The organism is Bacillus sp. SA1-12 (genome assembly GCF_000981385.1).
Classification (GTDB): Bacteria; Bacillota; Bacilli; order Bacillales; family Bacillaceae; genus Metabacillus.
Window position 1 is genome coordinate 62,552 of the sequence record NZ_LATZ01000016.1, and the last position, 15,486, is coordinate 78,037.

Here is a 15,486-nt window from a genome sequence, read left to right on the forward strand (position 1 = left end):
GCACAATTCTTGCTATGAATTTAGGTGTACTGTGAAGTATGATACTGTCCTAATGGATTTATAAATACCTATTTACAAAAAGGAGAAATGGTCTATGTCTTTGAGAGTAAATCAAACAGAAACACCGCTTTATATTAAAGTAAACACAATCGATAATGTGGCAATTATTGTCAATTCTGGGGGATTGCCTAAAGGGACCATCTTTCCATGTGGACTAGAGCTACATGAATACGTTCCGCAAGGTCACAAAGTGGCCTTAAGAGATTTTAACCAAGATGAAGCCATTGTTCGCTATGGAGAAGTCATTGGGTATGCCATTCGTCCAATCCAACAAGGGAGTTGGATCGATGAATCACTAGTCAAGCTGCCGACACCTCCAAAGCTAGACGAATTACCAATTGCAACGAAAGTGCCAGAACCACTCCCATCACTTGAAGGATTTACGTTTGAAGGATACCGTAATGAAGATGGAAGCGTCGGAACAAAAAATATTCTTGGGGTTACGACAAGTGTTCAATGCGTTAGAGGTGTTCTGGAATACGCCGTGAAACGGATTAAAGAAGAATTGCTTCCTAAATACCCCAATGTGGATGATGTAGTAGCATTGAATCATCATTACGGATGCGGAGTTGCAATCAATGCTCCAGAAGCCGTTATTCCCATTCGTACTGTACAAAACCTCGCAATCCACCCGAATTTCGGAGGAGAAATTATGGTGGTAGGTTTAGGCTGTGAGAAATTGCTTCCAGAGAAATTGCTTCCCGACGGGAATACTGAAAGCGTTGTCTTCTTACAAGATCAGCAAGGATTCAGTAAAATGATTCAATCTATTTTGGAAATGGCCGAGGAACGACTCATAAAGCTAAATCGCCGACAAAGAGTCACTTGTCCTGCATCCAGCTTAGTAGTGGGCTTACAATGTGGGGGCAGTGACGCTTTCTCTGGTGTAACGGCTAATCCTGCAGTGGGATATGCGGCAGATTTATTGGTAAGAGCCGGGGCAACAGTTTTATTTTCAGAAGTAACCGAGGTGCGAGATGCTGTTCATTTATTAACGCCAAGGGCAGTTAATGAAGAGGTCGGTCAAGCGTTAATTCGGGAGATGAAATGGTATGACCATTATTTGCAGCTTGGTGAAGCTGATCGAAGTGCTAACCCTTCACCTGGCAATAAAAAAGGCGGACTTGCAAATGTAGTAGAAAAATCGCTCGGTTCTATTGCAAAATCTGGAACCAGTCCAATTGCAGGGGTGTTATCTCCTGGCGAAAAAGCGACACAAAAAGGATTAATCTATGCAGCAACACCGGCTAGTGACTTTGTCTGTGGAACGTTGCAGTTGTCTTCCGGAATGAATGTTCATGTTTTTACCACGGGCAGAGGAACTCCATATGGACTGGCCATGGCTCCGGTCATTAAAGTCTCAACACGAAATTCACTGACTGAGCAATGGCAGGACTTAATCGATGTAAATGCAGGACGAATTGCTACAGGTGAGGCAACCATAGAAGAAGTTGGCTGGGAAATCTTCCATTTCATCTTAGATACCGCCAGCGGACGTAAGCAAACATGGGCTGAACATTGGGGATTACACAACGATTTATGCTTATTTAATCCTGCTCCAATCACTTGATCGTATGTAATAAAAACATCATTTGCTCCCGCATTATACAGTAAATTTGGATGACATGTCCCGGTATTTCACCGGTTATGTCATCCAAATTTATTTTAATTTTCATCATGCCAAGCGGGATAATCAATTTTTCAAGGAAAATAGAGCTCCTAGATAAGCTAATCGTAAAGGAGAATGAATATGGAGAAAATGTTCACCGGTATAACCATTCCAAGAATGGTTAAAATCAGACAGCATTTCCCACGAGTAACGATTGCTGATATAGCTAAGGCGACCAGGGAAGAACTTAGCAAAGAGGGAATGATAGGAAGAATCAAGAATGATGACAGGGTTGCGATAGCTGTTGGAAGCAGAGGGATTGCCAATATGCCGCGAATCGTCAGAGAAATCGTCATCGCTGTCAAAGAAAGAGGAACTCACCCTTTTATCATACCAACCATGGGGAGTCATGGTGGAGCAACAGCAAAAGGACAGGCTGAAGTGCTCGCCGAACTTGGTATAACCGAAGAATCTACAGGTGCACCTATTGTTTCTAGTATGGAGGTTGTTCAGATAGGGGTTTCTAAGAATGGACTTCCTGTCTATAGATAAAAAATCACATACAGAAGCGGATGCTATCAATGGGTAAGAATATCTCGGGGAGCGGGATGGATCCTAATATCATTAGAAGGAATTACTCAGGTTCCATCAAGCACAATCCATTGGCACAAAGAATAGCTGTTCTGGACCTTACAAGAGAGTCGCATGCAATGCAAATGGAATGACTAATGCCGACATCTGTTCAAGGAGATTTTTTAATAAGATACAATTTGAATCCACCTATCCGAATCCCTTGACGAACAGGTTGGCACAGAGTGTAAAAATTCCTATGGTTATGGAAAACGATAGTTTTTCTATAAGAGCTGCCATAAAAACTTGTTTTGACGTAGATTATAACCATATGAAGATTATAAGGATTAAAAACACACTGGAGCTTGAACATCTGTACATTTCAGAATGCCTGCTTGAGGAAGCGGAGGGAAACCAAAATATTGAAATAGTAAGTGAACCGGAATATATGTACTTTAACAAATACGGGAATCTTTTTTGAAAAAGCGTACAACATGCTATTACCGAGAGTGAAGAAGCAGAACAATTATGGCTAAAATCTGATTTAGGGAGTTGAAGAAACATATTATTGCTGTTTCAATCTTTGGCGGTTGGATAGGTGACCAACTATTAAATATGAAAATGTTTATATATTAGGAATGTTATTGTCATTTTTCTGCTGGTTTGATGGATTCTATTGCACCTTCATATCGTAAAAACAATATTACATGTAAAAGGTTCTTTTAAAAACAGACAAATTTAAGTCTATGAACCTATTAAAAGTCATGGTAAATATATAAATCTGACAATTTGTGGAGTGATGATAAACTCCACATTTTTTATTATCATTTGATATGGATTTTATAAAAAATTAAATATATAAAAAAATTTAAAAATATATATTGGAAATTTCTCACTATTTAGATAAAATAAAATTATCAGTTTTGGATATAAAACCTGGTTTATTATAGAAAACCAAAAACTGATTTAACTAACATCAGAGGTGCTGAAATGATGAAGGAAAAATATTGGGTCCCAGCTATAGAAAGAGCAGATATGGTACTAAAAGAAATTAGTAAATACCCACATCAACTCAGATTAATAGATTTATCTAAAAGATTGAATATCAACAAAAGTTCCCTGTTTTCATTATTAAAAACGTTAGAATATTTAGGGTGGATTGTTAAGGATGGGGGAGATGTGTATTCTTTAGGTCCTTCAATAGGCGCGTTTAGTTCATCATATCTAAGTCAGTTTAATCTTTTACAGTCCTTTTATAAAGAGGCTGCTTTATCTGTTTCAAAGGTAAATGAACATATTCAATTAGGTGTTCTTCAAAAAACAAACGTGGTCTATTTAGGAAAGGTGGAAGGGGATTCGGGTGTACGGCTTATTACTGATCCTGGTATGCAATTTCCGGCATATGCTTCTTCTATTGGTAAGATTCAATTAATTCAATATACCAAACAGGAGCTAAGAGATATTTTTTCAGAAGGAGATTGGGAGAGGAAAACCCCGTACACGACTTCAAACATTGATGAATTATATGAAAAAGTTCAAACGGCAAAACAGAGTGGATATGCCATTGAAAATCAAGAAGCAGCATTAGGTTTTCATTGTGTAGCCGCACCTGTTTATAATTTTGAATATAAAGTTATCGCTGGTGTAAGTTTTTCAATGACGACTAGCAGCTGGGAGTTCAAAAAAGAGGCAGCAAGGGATGAAATAATAAAACTTGCAGATCGATTGTCTCAACTTGCCGGCTTTACTGGAGAATTAAAACAAAATATGGAATAACATGCAGCAATTAGCTGCGTTTATTCTATACAAAAAATAAAGCGCATTCATAGAGGAGGAGTTTATCAGTCATGCAAACATTATCAAAAGAAATGACGTTTAAAAATTTCATTAATAATGAATGGATCGACTCATCATCTCAGGAAACAGTGAAAAGTATCAGTCCAATGAATAAGGAAGAAATCGTAGGATACATACAAAATTCAACGAAGGACGATTTAGAAAAAGCAGTTCGTGCTGCACATCAAGCTAAAAAAGCATGGAGAAAGCTAGGCCAGGCACAAAGAGGTCAATATTTATATAAAGCAGCAAATATTCTTGAGGAAAATCTCGAAGATATTGCAAAAACGATGACAAAAGAAATGGGTAAAACGTTACCAGAAGCAAAGGGTGAAACCGCACGCGGTGTTGCCATTCTTCGTTATTATGCGGGGGAAGGCATGAGAAAAAATGGAGATGTGATACCATCCTCAGATAAAGATGCGCTTATGTTTACGAAGCGGACACCTCTTGGCGCAGTAGGGGTCATTACTCCTTGGAATTTCCCTGTAGCGATTCCTATATGGAAGATAGCACCGGCTCTAGTTTACGGAAATACCGTTGTTTTTAAACCAGCTACTGAAGCTGCAGTCACAGCCGCAAAAGTTATCGAATGCTTTGCCCAGGCTGGTTTACCAGAAGGCGTACTGAATTTTATTACGGGTTCTGGTTTTGTTATCGGTCAAGGTTTAATTGATCATCCGTTATTAAATGGTATTACGTTTACTGGATCTGAAACGGTAGGTCAGGGTGTTGCAAAATCTGCCTCAGCACGCGGCATTAAATATCAGTTAGAAATGGGGGGGAAGAATCCTGTCATCGTAACAAAGGATGCGGATTTAGATGCTGCAGCAGAGGCTGTTATCAGCGGCGGTTTCCGTTCGGCTGGACAAAAATGTACCGCTTCAAGCCGTGTCATTGTTGAACAGGAGGTTTATGAAGCGTTTAAAGAAAAGCTCATTCAAGAAACGGAAAAAATTAAGGTAGGCAATGGATTAAAAGAAGGAATTTGGATGGGTCCTTGCGCAAGTGAAAGCCAGTTCAATACGGTAAAGAAGTATATTGAAATTGGGAGGGAAGAAGGCGCTGTGCTTGTAAGCGGAGGAAAGGTCTTAACAGGCGAAGAATTTGATAAAGGCTTTTATCTTACACCAGCTATTTTTGACAAGGTTACACCAGATATGACAATTGCTCAAGAAGAGATTTTTGGACCTGTTATTGGATTAATGAAAGCAAATGATTTAGAGGAAGCAATTGAAATCGCCAACAATACTAAATTCGGACTAAGTGCATCCATCTTTACAACAAATATTGGGTCCTTGCTTGAATTTATTGATGAAATTGAGGCAGGTCTTGTTCGTATCAACGCTGAAAGTGCCGGGGTAGAACTTCAGGCTCCTTTCGGAGGAATGAAAAGTTCAAGCACTGGTTCAAGAGAACAAGGGGAAGCTGCACAAGAATTTTATACTTCAATCAAAACAGTGTTTATAAAAGGATAGTAGATAGAAAGGAAGAGAAGATGATGAAATTTCACGGAATCATTCCTCCTGTCGTTACCTTATTTGATGAATCTGGAAATCTTGATTTAGATATTAACCGTAAATATTTAAATGAACTGCTCAATCACTATGTCCATGGAATATTGCTGATGGGCAGTTCAGGGGAATTTTCTTCATTAACAAGCAAAGAGCGAAAACTGTATGTTGAGGAAATGATCAAGTTCATTAACAAGCGCGTTCCGGTTTTAGTAGGAATTGGGCATACTTCATTAAATGAGGTACTCGAGTTAAGCAGCCATGCCAGAGAGCAGGGAGCCGATGGTCTACTTGTCGTCAATCCATATTATTGGAAGCTTTCTGACGAACAACTTTATCAATTTTTCTCTATTGTTGCTGAAAATACAGAGCTGCCGGTTTTGTTGTATAACATTCCATCGTTAACCGGACAGTCGCTTTCAGTTGATTTAGTGAAGAGGCTGGCATCAAATCACACGAATATTTGCGGCATAAAAGAAACGATTCATGATTTTGGCCACATTCGAGAAATGATGACAGAGTTAAGCAAAGTCCGTGAAGACTTTCTGGTCTTCTCAGCCTTTGACGAACATTTATTACCGGCATTAATGATTGGATCAGCAGGAAGTATAAACGGCAGCTCTGTTTTTGCTCCGGAAATTTCTGTTGCTTTATATGAAGAATATAAAAATGGCAATCTAGTAGAAGCTGAAAAGAATCATAAAATTCTCTCAAAGTTAATGGAGATTTACACGATTTGTCCGACATTTTTCACGCCAATGAAAGAAGCGGTCCATCAAAGGTGGTTAACAGAAAAGGCAGGGCACCGAGCACCATGTGATATCTATCCGGCAGATCTTGCAGGGAGAGTCTCATCACTTCTAAAAATAATTAAAAAGGAAGAGGGATTTAGATTATGAAAGAATCACGTGAATTATTAGAAAAACTAGGTTATCCATCAACAGATTTAACAGAGCTTCCTACATCAACAAAAACGTTTCCAGATGGTGCTCAATATCGTATTGAACTTCCTAGTACGGAGGGCCCGGCTGCCTTAAGAGAAACCTTAAAGGAAATTGATCGATACGGATTAACCATCCATCGGATTTCTCAAGGAAGCGGGATAATGCTTCTAACAGATGAAGAGATTAAAGAGATGTGTGAATTGACTGCAGAGCGTGGTATGGAACTAAGCTTATTTGTCGGTCCGCGGGGGACTTGGGATATTAGTGCCGGCCCTTTGACAAGTGCCGGTAAAACTCAAGGTTTGCGCCATGAAGGAGCTGATCAGCTTGTCTATGCAATGGAAGATTTAAAAAGAGGGGCGAGATTGGGATTAAGGGGAGCTTTAGTAGCTGATGAGGGACTTTTAATGTTGACGAAAGAAATGAAAAAGAAAGGTCAGCTTCCAGAAGACTTTGTTGTAAAAGTCTCTGTGCAGATGGGTTCAGCTAATCCTGTTTCAATTAAGCTAATGCAGGACTTAGGTGCTGATACATACAATGTGCCGACAGCACTTACTTTGCCAAAGCTAGCAGCGATTCGTCAGGCGATTGATATACCGATTGATTTATATGTAGAGGTTCCGGATAATTTTGGAGGCTTCCTGCGATACTATGAAATTCCTGAAATGATTCGAGTATTAGCACCGGTTTATATTAAATTCGGATTACGTAACCACCCGGATGTTTATCCATCTGGAAAACAGTGGGAAGCGACAAATATCTCACTTGTAAAAGAGCGTGTGCACCGTGCCTCCTTAGGTGTTCAAATGATTGAACGTTATTATCCTGATGCTAAAACATCAAAATTGGGTGCTGAGGGACTGGGAGTTCCGAGAATTAGCAGCTCAACTCTAGCAAAATAGCATAAATACTCCTAAAATGTCATTTATTTAGCTGCATATCAAATTTTATTCAACTTGAGTTACAGGTGCTTTTTTGTCAAGTTTTAATCTTCACTACCGCTTGAAAGGGGATAAAAATGTCTATTCAATTTCCGAAAATTGAAAACGCAATTAATTCTTATAAAGACAATGTACAAGGGAAAGCGAACGAACCAATTACAGTAGCTGGATTATTGGACCGTTCCAAGCAAATTCTTGGTTTAGACTATATAGGCTCAACACCGGATTGGACATTGGAAGAAATCTATAATCGTTTAGAAGAAAATGCGCCGCGTATTGCGATTATTGGCGGTTCTCCAGACCACCCGGCCCATATTATGGATTTTAATACATCGGCTCATGCGGCAATTCGAATCTGGCAAAATGGCGGGGTGCCATTCTATTTTTCTACACCGGTCTTATGTGATGGAACAGCCCAAAATAACATGGGGATGAGCTATTCTTTGCAAAGCAGAAATGCTGTAGCTCAAATGATTGTGAATCAGATGGAAGCTCATAGTTATCATGGCGCCTTTATTATTCAAGGCTGTGATAAGCAGCCGCTTGGTGTTGTAAGTGCGATGGTTCATTTGGATCGACTTCGTCAGGAGCGAGGAGAGGCACCTGTTTTTGCAACCTTTGCACCAGCACATGTATTGCAGGGTGGGACGATTCCTGAAGACCTTTATACAGAATTAAGCCAGTTAGCGGTTAAAGCTGAACAACAGGGTGACACTGATATCGCAGATGATTTAAGAGATGCTATGGAGTACATATTACAATGTTCATCAAATACAGCGTTTCAAGGTGTTTTAAAAAGAGCGCAAGAGCGCGGCTTTATTACAGAAGGAATCCATAAAGAGTATGAAAGGCGTTTGGCTGTTGCAACATGTGATGGAAGCGGCGGGGTTTGCGCCTTTAACGGTACAGGAAACAGCTCAAGACACATCGTTGCAGGTTTTGGGTTAGTTCATCCTATCCTAGAGCTATTAACTAGTGCTCCGAACCAATTGCAAGTAAATGAAGCAATTGATAGTTTAGCGACGATGATTAACGATCCTGTCTTTAGTGCTTCTAATATCATGGCGTCCAATATTCGTAATGCCATTCGAATCCACAGCGCTTCCGGCGGATCTACTAATCTGATGATGCATATTGTTGGGGCTATGCTGTATGGCTGCTTTAAATTTAGTTTGTGGGATTTAGATGAAATCCATCATTTACACCCGATTCCTGATTTATTTAATTATAGTTTAACAGAAGGAAGAGATATCTTCTCATTGGCCACTCAATGCTGCAGCGGGGATAGCAGAGGAATGGAAACGCTATTCTATGAATTAATGGAAAATGGCGTGCCGATGGATGTAGATGCTCCGACTGTAACAGGAACAAGCTGGCGTGAACGTTTAGTTTATACGGATAATCTATCAGCATCCAATGTGAAAGAGAATCCAGTCATCTTATCAAAACCAAGAAGGCCTTTCAGCGGGGTAGATGTTTTAACAGGCAATTTCTTTGAAAGCGCTATCGTTAAAATAAGCGGAATGGCAACACCGCAATTGGACCAATTCGATAAAAAAGCGGCATTTGTCCTTTATTATCAAAATGAAGATGAGGCTAATCAAGGATTGTTAGACGTTCAATTATTGCCAAAATTAAGGGAGAGCAGAGCCTTCTGTCATGAGAATATGTTAGGGCTTCTAAAAGTAAATGCAATAGACCAGTATAATGAACTGAAAGGATATGACTACGAGACTCTATTCGATAAGATGGTGGAAAAAGGGATATTGAAAATCGCTGTAATTGTTTCAGGTCAAGGGCCAGAAGCATTTGGAATGCCTGAAATGTTTACCCCGATGCAGCATATTAATGCAAACAGAAAATTGCAAAGGCTGGCTGCACTAATTAGTGACGGCAGATATTCAGGTGTATCCTACGGTGCAGCCATTGGCCATATGACACCAGAAGCAAAAAATGGAGGGGGAATTTTATATCTCCAAACCGGTGATATAGTGTATTTAAATTTACGCGGACGTGAAATTCAATTTATCGATGAGGATGCTTTTAAAGCTGGGAAGCTGGAATTTAAATTTAACCATATTATCGAAGAAAGAGAAGATTTAGCGAAAGAAAGATTAGCAGCTTTACGTCAACGCCAGCGTTATGTTGCAGCAAGTAACCGTTTGATCGGCCATACCGATGCTGCAAATGGAGTTGTTCCTATTGTTGTTGCCGAAGAGGCGGTGCTGGACTATAAAAATGACGTATTATCCTATGAAAAAGCGAAGCAAAAGGAACAAATAGAATCATAGTTGGCGTGGCTATTTTTACTAGATTAAATGAAATAAAAATTCTAGTTTATTAGTTTGCTGTTGATTTTAATTTGCCAAAACCCTTTAATTTTTAAAATTAAGGGGTTTTTTGTTCTTTAATGCAAAATCATTTATTACTTATAATAAAAATTAGTATGAAAGGTCAAAATTGGGGGCTGGAATAAACAAGTTGGAGGAAATGAATATGAGATTCCTTAAAAAGTATCTGGCTAGTCAATCTCGAAGACCAAAGGGTGCTATCGGAAAGTTAATGGGGAAATTGATGAACAAAATGAATGCGCAAATGAACGAAAAAACGATCCAATTACTTGGAATTGATGAAGGTGATTTTGTCTTGGAAATCGGCTTTGGAAATGGAAAGTATATTGCAGAAATTATTGAAAAGGTAAAGGGGACTCATGTGTTCGGGCTGGACTTTTCCGATGCGATGGTAAAGACTGCAACCAAACTGAACAAGGATTCCATAGAGCAAGGGAGAGTACATATCGAACAGGGAGATATTAAAAAAATTCCTTTTGAAGATAAGATGTTTAATAAAATATTCACCGTAAACACCATTTATTTTTGGTCGGACCCAATTCACGGTCTACAGGAAATAAAACGAGTGCTCAAGCCTGGGGGGAGATTAGCCATTACCTTTCGTTCCAAAGACATCATGTTGCAAAGAACATCCTCTGAATATGATTTCTCTCTATATACACCCGATGCAGAGGAAGTTGAAAATTTACTAAATGAAGCAGGTTTTTCGAATAGTAGCATCCAATATTTTAGGGACAAGTCGATTGAATATTATTGCGTAGTGGCAGAGCATTAACAGGCTGCCAAAACCGATAAATAAAATAGAGCCCTTTCATTAATTAAAGGGTTCCTGCTTCTAATTGATTTGCAGCAATACATATATTCGGATATTTCGATCGAGGAGATTATTCATATAAGCTAAACTCAACCTCCAGAGCAATGGGATACCATTATTCAGATCGAAATGTTTGTGGAATGATAGGGAGTGAGAGGATGGAAGCAACCAATTTAGCAAAACCTACTGAGCAGCAAATGAGATGGCAAGATCTTGAACTGGGCATGTTCTGTCACTTTGGAATGAACACCTTTCACGATCAGGAATGGGGAGAGGGTACTGATTCACCGGAAACATTCAACCCATCTTCATTAAATGTAAGACAGTGGGTGAAGCTCGCCAAAGAAGCTGGGTTTAAGTATTTTATTTTAACGGCTAAACATCATGATGGGTTTTGTCTATGGCCAACCGCAACAACCGAGTATTCTGTAAAGTCTAGCCCTTGGAAAAACGGCAAGGGGGACGTTGTTCGAGAAGTAGCGGAAGCTTGCCAAGAACAAGGAATGTTGTTTGGTTTGTACCTTTCCCCATGGGACCGCCACGAGCCATGCTATTCGGATAAAGAAGCATATGATGACTTTTATTGTCGACAATTAATTGAACTTTTAACGAATTATGGTCCTTTGGTAGAAGTATGGTTTGACGGGGCTGGATCAGAAGGCAGGGAATATGATTGGAAGAGGATTATCGGCTTAGTTAAAAAACACCAGCCTGATGCGATGATTTTTAATATGGGAGAACCGACAATACGCTGGGTTGGCAATGAAGACGGTGTTGCCCCTTATCCATGCTGGAATACGGCAGAAACAGCAAAAGTAAGCATGTACACAAGTGACATGTTGACATGGATGCCTGGAACACCTGCCTGGGTACCAGCAGAATGTGATGTGCCGATCCGAAAAAGGCACTGGTTTTGGCATCCAAACGATGAACAGAGCCTCCTTTCCTTAGATGAATTAATGGATATTTATTATCATTCGGTAGGCCATGGAACGAATTTATTGTTGAATGTAGCACCTGATAATCGAGGGCTTATTCCAGAAGTTGATGTCCAAAGAGTGCAAGAATTTGGAAAGGAAATTAAAAGCCGGTTTGCAAATTCTATTGCAGAAACGTCAGGTGAAGGAAATGAGTTTTTGTTGTCTCTTTCTGTAGAATCGTTGATTGATCATGTCATCTTAATGGAGGATATTTCCTTTGGTGAACGGGTAAGGGAATATGTTCTCGAAGCTAAGCAAGGAGACAAATGGGTTAAGGTAGTAAAAGGCAGTGCGATAGGTCATAAAAAAATTGATCAATTTGAACCGATTGTAACAGATCAACTAAGGTTAAAGGTACATGAGGCTGCAGCAAATCCACGGATCCGTAGATTTGCTGGTATTTGTACAACAAAAAATAGATGATTGTATACGTCATTGAATTGAGCTCAATTTTTTTTGTAACACCTAAACAATGTCTTATTTTAAGAGTAAACGAATACCAAGATTTCAGGCTATGATTTTTATTAATCATGGCCTTTTTATTTCTTATTATCTTATTGGTGGGTGTTTTAAAGCTAAAGGAACAGAAACAATATAGTATTGCTGGCTTGGTGGTAATAACCAAAAAAGCTTCTAATTATTTTCTAGTTTATCGTTTTTGAAGAATGAACATTAAACGAAAGGACAATCAGATTTTATTGTTGACTTTATACCCTTAGGGGTATATTATAGAGCTGATCGATGACATTTTTTCATTGAAGGAGGTTTAATTGATCAGTTGAAAGACCTTGAATCTGATAGGATAACTGTGATTGATGTAAGAGACTATAACGACTCTTACAAGGAACCTATTATTGGTGTCCTATTTCCTATTTAAAAAGAAATTTAAAAGCTATTCTAAATAAAGTTTTACATCTAATTGTTACAAGTACCTTGAGAAAAATTTTTGGACAAGTTATTTGAGAAAACACGGTTTTCGAGTTATAGGATAAACAAACATTCATAGTCACAATTTATATTTAAAAGGCATTTGTTAAACATAAAATTAATTGTTAAAGGAGGAAAAACAGTGGATTATAATGATCAAATGAAAAATAGAGTAAAACGAATTGAAGGACAGTTAAGAGGAATTTTAAAAATGATGGAAGAAAATAAGGACTGCAAAGAAGTTATTACTCAATTATCAGCATCAAGAACTGCCATTGACCGAACAATTGGATTAATTGTTAGCTCGAATTTAGTCGAGTGTGTTCGGGAGGCTGAAAAAAATGGTGAAAAGACAGAAGAATTAGTAAAGGAAGCAGTAAACCTACTGGTGAGAAGTCGATAAAAAAGGGTTGACACCCTCTTTTATTTTTGATTAATATAATACCCATAGGGGTAATGGTATATGTGATGATGAGGAAAAAAACAATGAAAATAAATAAAGTGTTAGATGCAAATGGTTTAAGCTTGTCGAATGCCCATTGTTAAATCAAAGAAGGCGATGAATGAACTTGAATCTGATCAAGTTTCAGAAATTCATACAACCGATTTAGGTGATAAGAATGAAATCAGTCGGACATGTACTTTTGAAACATGAAGAGGAAAACGATGTATTAAATTTTTGGATTAAAAAAGGATAATTTTTTTTTATTTTTAAATACCCATACAGGTATATTGTAAATTAACTTCTAGGAGGCACAACATGACAGAAAAGAAGAAAACAACAATTGTCTTATTTAGTGGCGATTATGATAAAGCAATGGCTGCTTATATTATCGCAAATGGTGCAGCTGCTTATGATCATGAAGTAACCATTTTTCACACGTTTTGGGGATTAAATGCTTTACGCAAAAATGAAAATGTTCCGGTGAAAAAAGGGTTTATGGAAAGAATGTTTGGCAAAATGATGCCTAGAGGTGCTGATAAAATGGGACTTTCAAAAATGAACTTTGCTGGATTTGGTCCCAAAATGATAAAAGAAACTATGAAAAAGCATAACGCTATGACTTTACCACAATTAATTGAAATGGCACAAGATCAAGACGTAAAACTAGTAGCATGCACCATGACCATGGATCTGTTAGGTCTTAAGGAAGAAGAGCTATTAGACAACATTGAATATGCCGGAGTTGCCGCTTATTTAGCAGATGCAGAGGAAGGTAATGTTAATTTGTTTATCTAAAAGGTTAGGGCTTTACTACCAAGGGGGAGTTGCAAATGGATTATGTAAATTATCTTTTCATTGTATTGTTTCTTTTCTTAATGTTCAAACGGATCTTACCAACCAAAGGTGTTAACAATATTTCCACTACAGATTTAAAAGCAGAATTAAATGACAAAAATAAACAATTTGTTGATGTCCGTACACCTGGAGAGTTTAGAAGGAACCATATTAAAGGATTTAAAAATATCCCATTACAAAATTTCGAAAAAAAGCAGAGATAGAACTTTCAAAGGACAAAGAAGTAATTGTGATTTGTCAAAGTGGAATGAGAAGCCAACAGGCTAGTAAGGTCCTAAAAAAACTAGGATTTTCTAAAGTAACAAATGTCAAAGGTGGCATGAGTGCCTGGTCAACTTAAAATTTGGGAGGACTATAAAATGAAACAAATGACTGCAAAAGTAGTAGAAACTTTATTAAACGAAGGAAAAAACATTAAATATTATTGATGTACGCGAAGTGGATGAAGTAGCAGCTGGCAAAATTTTTGGTGCAGTTAATATTCCATTAGAATCAGTTGAGTTCCGTATACATGATTTAGATAAAACAAAAGAGTATATAATGGTTTGCCGTTCTGGAGGAAGAAGTGGTCGTGCCACGCAACTCCTTGAAAGCTATGGATTTAAAGTAATCAACATGGCTGGTGGAATGGTTGCTTGGGAAGGTAAAGTTGTATAAATTTTTTAGTAAAATCAATACCCGTATGGGTATAAAAACAGGAGGTTTAAAAATGGAAAGCTTCAAAGTAAACACGATTTTAGATGCAAAAGGTTTAGCATGTCCAATGCCGATTGTTAAAACAAAGAAAGCAATGAATAACATGGAGGCAGGGCAAGTATTAGAAGTTCAAGCGACAGATAAAGGGTCCAAAACAGACATGGAAGCATGGGCTGGAAGTTCAGGACATCAATATTTAGGAACAATCGAAGAAGGAGCAGTGATGAAACATTATCTTCGCAAATCTTCAAATGACGAAGCCACTGAAAAGAAACACCTAAATGTTATAAGTAACGAAGTTCTAGAGAAAAAGCTAGAAACAAATGAAACCATCGTGGTTATCGATGTAAGAGAATCAGCAGAATATGTTTTTAATCATATTCCTAATGCTATCTCCATACCATTAGGCGAATTGGAAAACAGATTAAATGAATTAAACAAACAAGATGAAATCTATGTAGTTTGTCGAACAGGTAACCGTAGCGATCTTGCCGCACAGAAATTAACTGAAAATGGATTTGCTAATATCATTAATGTTGTACCTGGCATGAGTCAATGGAATGGCAAAACAACAAGAATAAATGATAAAAACTAGCAGGACTAAACAATGAATAAAAAGTAGCGATAATTGTAAGTAATGGTGAATTATTTGATGCATACAAGGTATTTAATATGGCAAAGGCAACAACAGCAACTGATTAAGAAGTGGCTTTTTCTTCACTTTCTTCTATTCCGGAATTAGTTACAATGGCACAAGAAGTTGATGTGAAATTTATCGTTGTCAAATGACACTGGATATAATGGGATTAGAAATAGAAGACTTTGTGACGGAATTTAATTTGGTGGCGCAGTTACATTTTTAGATTCTGCAAAGGATGCAGATGTAACTTTAACTTTTTAAAACATTATATTTTTTTAATTAAAATTATACCGTAGGGGGTATA

The 15,486-nt window shown here is 38.0% G+C and carries 15 protein-coding genes and 3 pseudogenes; all 18 read left to right on the plus strand.

The window, feature by feature from the left end; all coding sequences use genetic code 11:
- Positions 1–94 precede the first annotated feature (94 nt).
- Positions 95–1,630, plus strand: coding sequence for a galactarate dehydratase (gene garD, locus WQ54_RS11480; protein ID WP_046516519.1), 1,536 nt, complete (start codon positions 95–97; stop codon positions 1,628–1,630).
- 180 nt (positions 1,631–1,810) lie between these two features.
- Entirely contained in the window at positions 1,811–2,221 is a 411-nt protein-coding gene (locus tag WQ54_RS11485) for a hypothetical protein (RefSeq protein WP_046516522.1), read from the plus strand.
- 29 nt (positions 2,222–2,250) lie between these two features.
- Entirely contained in the window at positions 2,251–2,394 is a 144-nt protein-coding gene (locus WQ54_RS33550) for a hypothetical protein (RefSeq protein ID WP_156177889.1), read from the plus strand.
- An 835-nt stretch (positions 2,395–3,229) separates the two neighbouring features.
- A complete protein-coding gene (locus WQ54_RS11495; protein ID WP_331435102.1) occupies positions 3,230–4,015 on the plus strand; it encodes an IclR family transcriptional regulator in 786 nt (261 codons plus the stop codon).
- 71 nt (positions 4,016–4,086) lie between these two features.
- Positions 4,087–5,553 carry an alpha-ketoglutaric semialdehyde dehydrogenase GucD gene (gene gucD / locus WQ54_RS11500; protein ID WP_046516529.1) on the plus strand — a complete coding sequence of 489 codons (1,467 nt, stop codon included), beginning with the start codon at positions 4,087–4,089 and terminating at the stop codon, positions 5,551–5,553.
- 20 nt (positions 5,554–5,573) lie between these two features.
- The gene (locus WQ54_RS11505) at positions 5,574–6,488 is read left to right on the plus strand and encodes a dihydrodipicolinate synthase family protein (protein WP_231597509.1); all 915 of its coding nucleotides are present in this window, start codon (positions 5,574–5,576) and stop codon (positions 6,486–6,488) included.
- Positions 6,485–7,435 carry a U32 family peptidase gene (locus WQ54_RS11510; protein WP_046516535.1) on the plus strand — a complete coding sequence of 317 codons (951 nt, stop codon included), beginning with the start codon at positions 6,485–6,487 and terminating at the stop codon, positions 7,433–7,435. Before WQ54_RS11505 ends, WQ54_RS11510 begins: the two co-directional genes overlap by 4 nt.
- Before the next feature lie 116 nt (positions 7,436–7,551).
- Positions 7,552–9,765, plus strand: coding sequence for a dihydroxy-acid dehydratase (locus WQ54_RS11515; protein WP_046516538.1), 2,214 nt, complete (start codon positions 7,552–7,554; stop codon positions 9,763–9,765).
- A 205-nt stretch (positions 9,766–9,970) separates the two neighbouring features.
- Positions 9,971–10,600, plus strand: coding sequence for a class I SAM-dependent methyltransferase (locus tag WQ54_RS11520; RefSeq protein WP_046516541.1), 630 nt, complete (start codon positions 9,971–9,973; stop codon positions 10,598–10,600).
- A gap of 197 nt (positions 10,601–10,797) precedes the next feature.
- Positions 10,798–12,042, plus strand: coding sequence for an alpha-L-fucosidase (locus tag WQ54_RS11525; RefSeq protein WP_046516544.1), 1,245 nt, complete (start codon positions 10,798–10,800; stop codon positions 12,040–12,042).
- A 646-nt stretch (positions 12,043–12,688) separates the two neighbouring features.
- Positions 12,689–12,949: a metal-sensitive transcriptional regulator gene (locus WQ54_RS11530; protein ID WP_046516549.1), complete on the plus strand. Its 261-nt coding sequence runs from the start codon at positions 12,689–12,691 to the stop codon at positions 12,947–12,949.
- Between the two features lie 83 nt (positions 12,950–13,032).
- Positions 13,033–13,244 (plus strand): annotated as a pseudogene (locus WQ54_RS34670) (sulfurtransferase TusA family protein).
- Positions 13,245–13,306: 62 nt separating this feature from the next.
- On the plus strand, positions 13,307–13,786 hold the full coding sequence (locus WQ54_RS11535; RefSeq protein ID WP_046516551.1) for a DsrE/DsrF/DrsH-like family protein: 480 nt from the start codon (positions 13,307–13,309) through the stop codon (positions 13,784–13,786).
- Between the two features lie 35 nt (positions 13,787–13,821).
- Positions 13,822–14,049 (plus strand): rhodanese-like domain-containing protein, encoded by a 228-nt coding sequence (locus WQ54_RS35435; protein WP_331435103.1) that lies wholly within the window; start codon positions 13,822–13,824, stop codon positions 14,047–14,049.
- A gap of 44 nt (positions 14,050–14,093) precedes the next feature.
- Positions 14,094–14,186 carry a rhodanese-like domain-containing protein gene (locus tag WQ54_RS35440; RefSeq protein ID WP_331435104.1) on the plus strand — a complete coding sequence of 31 codons (93 nt, stop codon included), beginning with the start codon at positions 14,094–14,096 and terminating at the stop codon, positions 14,184–14,186.
- A 19-nt stretch (positions 14,187–14,205) separates the two neighbouring features.
- A pseudogene (locus tag WQ54_RS11545) lies at positions 14,206–14,503 on the plus strand (rhodanese-like domain-containing protein).
- A 52-nt stretch (positions 14,504–14,555) separates the two neighbouring features.
- Complete coding sequence (locus WQ54_RS11550; RefSeq protein ID WP_046516554.1) at positions 14,556–15,137, plus strand: sulfurtransferase TusA family protein; 582 nt, start codon at positions 14,556–14,558, stop codon at positions 15,135–15,137.
- Positions 15,138–15,214: 77 nt separating this feature from the next.
- Positions 15,215–15,443 (plus strand): annotated as a pseudogene (locus WQ54_RS34675) (DsrE/DsrF/DrsH-like family protein).
- The last annotated feature ends 43 nt before the right edge of the window (positions 15,444–15,486 follow it).

What these genes read in the sequence shown, in the direction of transcription:
- WQ54_RS35440 (WP_331435104.1), top strand. Translation starts at nt 14,094, where the DNA reads ATGAGAAGCCAACAGGCTAGTAAGGTCCTAAAAAAACTAGGATTTTCT.
- garD (WP_046516519.1), top strand. Translation starts at nt 95, where the DNA reads ATGTCTTTGAGAGTAAATCAAACAGAAACACCGCTTTATATTAAAGTA.
- WQ54_RS11485 (WP_046516522.1), top strand. Translation starts at nt 1,811, where the DNA reads ATGGAGAAAATGTTCACCGGTATAACCATTCCAAGAATGGTTAAAATC.
- WQ54_RS11515 (WP_046516538.1), top strand. Translation starts at nt 7,552, where the DNA reads ATGTCTATTCAATTTCCGAAAATTGAAAACGCAATTAATTCTTATAAA.
- WQ54_RS11505 (WP_231597509.1), top strand. Translation starts at nt 5,574, where the DNA reads ATGATGAAATTTCACGGAATCATTCCTCCTGTCGTTACCTTATTTGAT.
- gucD (WP_046516529.1), top strand. Translation starts at nt 4,087, where the DNA reads ATGCAAACATTATCAAAAGAAATGACGTTTAAAAATTTCATTAATAAT.
- WQ54_RS33550 (WP_156177889.1), top strand. Translation starts at nt 2,251, where the DNA reads ATGGGTAAGAATATCTCGGGGAGCGGGATGGATCCTAATATCATTAGA.
- WQ54_RS11550 (WP_046516554.1), top strand. Translation starts at nt 14,556, where the DNA reads ATGGAAAGCTTCAAAGTAAACACGATTTTAGATGCAAAAGGTTTAGCA.
- WQ54_RS11510 (WP_046516535.1), top strand. Translation starts at nt 6,485, where the DNA reads ATGAAAGAATCACGTGAATTATTAGAAAAACTAGGTTATCCATCAACA.
- WQ54_RS35435 (WP_331435103.1), top strand. Translation starts at nt 13,822, where the DNA reads ATGGATTATGTAAATTATCTTTTCATTGTATTGTTTCTTTTCTTAATG.
- WQ54_RS11535 (WP_046516551.1), top strand. Translation starts at nt 13,307, where the DNA reads ATGACAGAAAAGAAGAAAACAACAATTGTCTTATTTAGTGGCGATTAT.
- WQ54_RS11525 (WP_046516544.1), top strand. Translation starts at nt 10,798, where the DNA reads ATGGAAGCAACCAATTTAGCAAAACCTACTGAGCAGCAAATGAGATGG.
- WQ54_RS11495 (WP_331435102.1), top strand. Translation starts at nt 3,230, where the DNA reads ATGATGAAGGAAAAATATTGGGTCCCAGCTATAGAAAGAGCAGATATG.
- WQ54_RS11520 (WP_046516541.1), top strand. Translation starts at nt 9,971, where the DNA reads ATGAGATTCCTTAAAAAGTATCTGGCTAGTCAATCTCGAAGACCAAAG.